At 69.6% G+C, this 3,915-nt stretch carries 7 protein-coding genes; 4 read left to right on the top strand and 3 right to left on the bottom strand.

Annotated features, from left to right (window positions below; all coding sequences use genetic code 11):
- The 4 genes from RMN86_RS05530 to RMN86_RS05545 all read left to right on the top strand — a co-directional run.
- Positions 1 to 514, top strand: a 514-nt coding sequence (locus RMN86_RS05530; RefSeq protein ID WP_309604835.1) for a hypothetical protein, incomplete at its 5' end; no start/stop codon positions are given.
- Between the two features lie 286 nt (positions 515 to 800).
- A complete protein-coding gene (locus tag RMN86_RS05535; RefSeq protein WP_309604836.1) occupies positions 801 to 1,076 on the top strand; it encodes a type II toxin-antitoxin system VapB family antitoxin in 276 nt (91 codons plus the stop codon).
- 12 nt (positions 1,077 to 1,088) lie between these two features.
- Complete coding sequence (locus RMN86_RS05540; RefSeq protein ID WP_309604837.1) at positions 1,089 to 1,481, top strand: type II toxin-antitoxin system VapC family toxin; 393 nt, start codon at positions 1,089 to 1,091, stop codon at positions 1,479 to 1,481.
- Positions 1,475 to 1,654, top strand: a complete 180-nt coding sequence (locus tag RMN86_RS05545; RefSeq protein WP_405041321.1) for a recombinase family protein — start codon at positions 1,475 to 1,477, stop codon at positions 1,652 to 1,654. Before RMN86_RS05540 ends, RMN86_RS05545 begins: the two co-directional genes overlap by 7 nt.
- 181 nt (positions 1,655 to 1,835) lie before the next feature.
- Here RMN86_RS05545 and RMN86_RS05550 read toward each other — a convergent pair whose 3' ends face one another.
- The 3 genes from RMN86_RS05550 to RMN86_RS05560 all read right to left on the bottom strand — a co-directional run.
- Positions 1,836 to 2,453 (bottom strand): formyltransferase family protein, encoded by a 618-nt coding sequence (locus tag RMN86_RS05550; protein WP_309604838.1) that lies wholly within the window; start codon positions 2,451 to 2,453, stop codon positions 1,836 to 1,838.
- Positions 2,450 to 3,274, bottom strand: a complete 825-nt coding sequence (locus RMN86_RS05555; RefSeq protein WP_309604839.1) for an MBL fold metallo-hydrolase — start codon at positions 3,272 to 3,274, stop codon at positions 2,450 to 2,452. Before RMN86_RS05555 ends, RMN86_RS05550 begins: the two co-directional genes overlap by 4 nt.
- A partial coding sequence (locus RMN86_RS05560; protein WP_309604840.1) for a TatD family hydrolase occupies positions 3,271 to 3,915 on the bottom strand: 645 nt, incomplete at its 5' end. The genes RMN86_RS05560 and RMN86_RS05555, both read right to left, overlap by 4 nt.

Here is a 3,915-nt window from a genome sequence, read left to right on the forward strand (position 1 = left end):
GCGCGCGTTTGAGGCGCAGACGGCGGCGGACACGGCGCTGCTCTGCGACACCGTGGTCAAGCTCGCCCGGTCCGCGCGCCAGTCGGTGGCCCTGCACGGCAAGCTGGAGAAGGACAGGCTGCGCGGCGAGCCCGAGGCGGCCAAGGCTCAGGCCCAGGTCCACGCGGTCGCCGTCAGACAGCGCAGGCTTGAACTGCAGCGCGGCGTCGAGGCGCAGCTCTGCGCCGACTGGGACCCGGAGATCCAGGACGACGACGGCGAGTCCTTCCACTTTCTCGGATTGATCCAGGAGCGCCTCGACGATGTTTCCGAGGAAGAAGACTTCCTCGATCTCGACCCCGACCAACTGATCGCCCGGCTCTGCGAAGAGCTCGCGGTGGAAGCCGCCAGGGCCAACGCGGTGCTGGCGCCGCACAAGGCTGTGGCCTCGGCCGCCCCGCCGGAGCCTGGCCCTGCACCGGGCGCGCGCCCCAACGGCCACGACACCCCGCCGCCGCCCGCCGACACCTCCTGATCGGTGGATTCCGGCGACTGCGCCGAGGCCCTCATGTCGCAAGGACCAACCGCGGCAATCGCAGAGATACGCGGAAGGGGGGCGTGACTGAGAATGAAATCGGGGAACGATTGCTGGGCTGCGCCCTGAAGGTGCATAGGGCGCTGGGTCCTGGCCTGCTTGATCAAAAGCCGCTTGTCATACGCTACAGTGATGAAAGAGGATTGTGAAAGAGCCGATGCGTCGGCGGATGTGGTCCTTGCCGGAGCTTCCACAAACGCTCGTTTGTGCATGATGGAGAAAGACGATGCCGATCAAAGCCAATGCCGAAATCGAGGCCATGGCCGATCAGCTCGCCGCGCTGCGTGGTCAAAGCGTTGAGGAGGTTGTCGCCGCGGTCTTGCGCGCCGAATTGGCGCGCGAGCCAAGTGCACGACGAGCCCTGCGGCCTGCGAAGCTGAGGCTGGCCCAAAGCGCGAAGGTCGCGCGCATCTTGGAACTGGTGCGCGCCGCCGGCCCGGCGGGCGGGGAAGGCGGGGACCGCACGGCCTTTCTCTATGATGACCAGGGTCTGCCGCATTAAGGCCTGCCGATCGTGATTATCGATAGCTCGGCCGTCATCGCCATCCTGTTCGATGAGCTGGACGCCCAGGCCTTGCTTTCGCAGATCGCGGCCGCCGTCGTGTGCCGGCTTTCGTCCGCCAGCCTGGTCGAGGTTGGGATCGTGTTGCGGCGGGATACGGCCGCGCCGCGGCGAGCAGCCTTCGATGAGATGCTGCGCCTCTTCTCCATCAAGATCGAGCCGGTGACCGAGGAGCAAGCCTACCTGGCCCTCGACGCCTATGACCGGTTCGGCAAGGGATCCGGCCATCCAGCCGGCCTGAACTACGGCGACTGCTTCAGTTACGCCTTGGCCAAGCAGACCGGGGAACCACTGCTCTTCAAGGGCAACGATTTCACCCACACCGATCTCGAGGCGGCATGCTGATCGGCTATGCTCGCGTGTCGAAGGGTGACGAACAGAGCAACGCCCTTCAAGCCAAGGCGCTCAAGGCGGCCGGGTGCCAGCGCGTTTTCGAGGAGGCAGCCTCCGGCGGTCGGTGGGACCGTCCGATCCTGCACGACAGGGGCGGCATTTGCCGCCTGGCCAACGGCCTGTGACCCGGGCTGGGTCGCTCCGCGTATCTCAGCGGACTCCGCGGTAAATCCCTCGGCACGCTGGCGACGGCGGGCGCTCGCGCCGCGGACGGCTTCGAGTCAACCGCGGAGATCGCAAAGACCCGCGGAGGAAGAAGGAAGCCGCCACGTCTCTGCGCGTCTCAGCGATCTGCGCGGTTCACAATCACGGCGCCCCGGGAGCAGGCTGGGCCAGGCCTCCCGCAACGATCTGCGCCAGCGTCGCCACGAAGAACGCCGGCTCTTCGCGGGTCACCCTGGCCTCCAGCATCGCTGCGGTATCCCCCGGCTGGACCGGGACGCTCATCCGCGCAACCACCGGACCGCGATCGTACTCCGCATCGACCAGGTGGACGCAGATGCCGCTCTCGGCGACGCCGGCGGCGATCACCGCCTCATGCACGCGGCGGCCGTACATGCCGTGGCCGCCGAACGCCGGCAGCGGACCGGGGTGGATGTTGAGAATTCGCCCGGCGTAGCGCGCCAGGGTCGCCGGACCCAGCTGTCGCAGGTAGCCGGACAGGATCACCAGATCGACGCCGTGCGCCGCCAGTGTGTCCGCCAGCCGCGCGTCGGCCGCCACGGGGTCGGCCTGGGTCGGGATGCAGAGCGCCGCGATCCCGGCCTCGGCGGCAAAGCTGAGCGCCGGCGCGCCGCGGTTGTTGCTGACCAGCAGCCGCGCCTCCGCCGCCAGCGCGCCGGCCCCGATAGCCGCCACGATGGCGCGTGCGCTCGACCCGTTGCCGGAGGCCAGGAACGCGAGCTTGAGCGGTTCGGGCCTCACAGAAAGCCGCCGCTCAGCCGGTGGTCAAACCGCAGGCCGTCATGGGCCGGCTCGACCCCGGGCGGCAGTTGCGCCTTCAGCGCCTCATAGTCCAGGTCGATGTGCAGGTTGGTGAGGATCGCCCGGCGCGGCTTCAACCGGTCGATCCAGGCGAGCGTCCGCGCCAGGTGCGCATGCGTCGGGTGCGGCCGGTAGCGCAGGGCGTCGACGATCCACACGTCGAGGTCCGCCAGCGCGGCGAACGCCGGCTCGTCGAGCTCGACCACGTCGCTGGAATAGGCGACGTCGCCGAACCGATAGCCGACCGAGCGCACCCCGCCATGATCCTGGTCGAAGGTCACCACCGGGATCGAACCCGAAGGCCCATCGACCTGCCAGGTCTCGCCATGGGCTGGAAGGGCGCGCCGGTCGCAGATCGCCGGATAGCCCCCCTCGCCTTCGAAGATATAGCCGAAGCGGCGCATCATCGAGGCGTCGGTCGCCGCGTCCATGTGGCAGGCGATACGCGCCCGCTGGCGGATGAAGAAGGCCCGCACGTCGTCGATGCCGTGCACCTGGTCGGCGTGGTCGTGGGTCAGCAGCACGGCGTCCAGCCGCCGGGCGCCGGCGCGCGCGGTCTGCAGGCGAAGGTCCGGCGAGGTGTCGACCAGCGCCGTCGTCGAGGTCTCCGCGCCCTCCCCCTTGCGCCGGACCAGCAGCGAACAGCGCGACCGCAGGTTCATTGGGTCGGTCGGATCGCAGGCGCCCCATTCGCCATCGGCCCGCGGCACGCCGCCGGAGGAGCCGCAGCCCAGAATGGTGAACTCCAGCACGCCGGTCATGGCCCCACCGTCGCCGGGCGCGGGATCCGGTCGAACAGGTCAAAGAATGCGGCCTCGGTCCGCGCCTCGGCCTCGTCCAGCGTCCAGCCGCGGATCTCCGCCAGCTTGGCCAGCACATGGGCCACATAGGCCGGCTCGTTGCGCCGTCCGCGATGCGGCGCGGGCGCGAGGTACGGGCAGTCGGTCTCGACGATGATCCGCGCCGCCGGCATCCGCGCGATCACCTCGCGGACATCCTGCGCGGCCTTGAAGGTGGCGATGCCGGAGACCGAGAACCAGGCGCCCAGCGCCGCCGCGCGGGCCGCCAGCTCCGCGCCGGACGTATAGCAGTGCATCAGGATGCGGAACGGCCCGGCGGCGTATTCCTCTTCCAGTATGGCGGCCATCTCCGCGTCCGCCTCGCGGGTATGGACCACCAGCGGCAGGCCCGTCGCCCGCGCCGCCGCCGCGTGGACGCGGAACACCCGGGCCTGGATGTCGCGCGGGCTGAGGTCATAGTGGAAGTCGAGGCCGGTCTCGCCGATGCGCAAGTCGCGCGGGTCGGCCGCCAGATCGATCTGCCGCGCCGCGGTCAGCTCCGGGTCGTGCGTGGCCTCGTGCTGATTGGTTACCACGGTGAACCAGATGTCGGGCGCCTCGGC

The organism is Phenylobacterium sp. (assembly GCF_031360265.1).
In the GTDB taxonomy this organism is placed as follows: Bacteria; Pseudomonadota; Alphaproteobacteria; order Caulobacterales; family Caulobacteraceae; genus Phenylobacterium.